We start from the raw sequence: 574 nt of genomic DNA on the forward strand, positions 1-574 counted from the left end.
CATAACAAACTGTTCAAGAGGGATTCGCAACGCGTGGCATTTTCACTATCCGTTGGTTTTAGTGTTTAAGGTGGTATGCGGGGGCTTCAGTATTGCGTTGCTCACCCCTTAACAGGGCGTTAGGTCAATTAATAGAATATCACTACACAAATAATGATAGATTGATGCAGCTAAACGACTTAAAAGGACGTTTGACGCTTTTAATTGCTCATCTTCAACTAAACCATAACGATGCCAAGATAATTTCAATATACGAGCGTGCTTTGTTTGACGTAGATGAGCTGATTTGCAATGGTTTTAACCAAAATCAATTGTCGAATGTTAGTGATTCAATCCTAGATCTTTTTAATCGGCACAAAGATTGGGTACCTCCCTTAGAAGTTGGCTCTGATGGTAAGTTGTCTGAGCCGCAATGGTTTTTAGCGCTAGAAAACTATCTTCAACCTGTTCTAAAAAGTGCAAGGAAACTAAAGGAGTTGGGTGCGCGATAATTCACCTAACAAATTGTTCAAGAGGGATTCGCAACGCGTGGCATTTTTACTATGCGTTGGTTTTAGTGTTTAAGGTGGCATGC

1 protein-coding gene is annotated in these 574 nt (G+C 40.2%); it reads left to right on the forward strand.

The features are described from left to right. Positions 1-164 precede the first annotated feature (164 nt). On the forward strand, positions 165-491 hold the full coding sequence (locus tag KIV41_RS24720) for a hypothetical protein (RefSeq protein ID WP_285337854.1): 327 nt from the start codon (positions 165-167) through the stop codon (positions 489-491). The last annotated feature ends 83 nt before the right edge of the window (positions 492-574 follow it).

The organism is Vibrio sp. D401a, assembly GCF_030248515.1.
Classification (GTDB): Bacteria; Pseudomonadota; Gammaproteobacteria; order Enterobacterales; family Vibrionaceae; genus Vibrio; species Vibrio rotiferianus.

Excerpts from the sequence above, each read along its gene's own strand:
- KIV41_RS24720 (WP_285337854.1), top strand. The coding sequence starts at position 165 with ATGCAGCTAAACGACTTAAAAGGACGTTTGACGCTTTTAATTGCTCAT.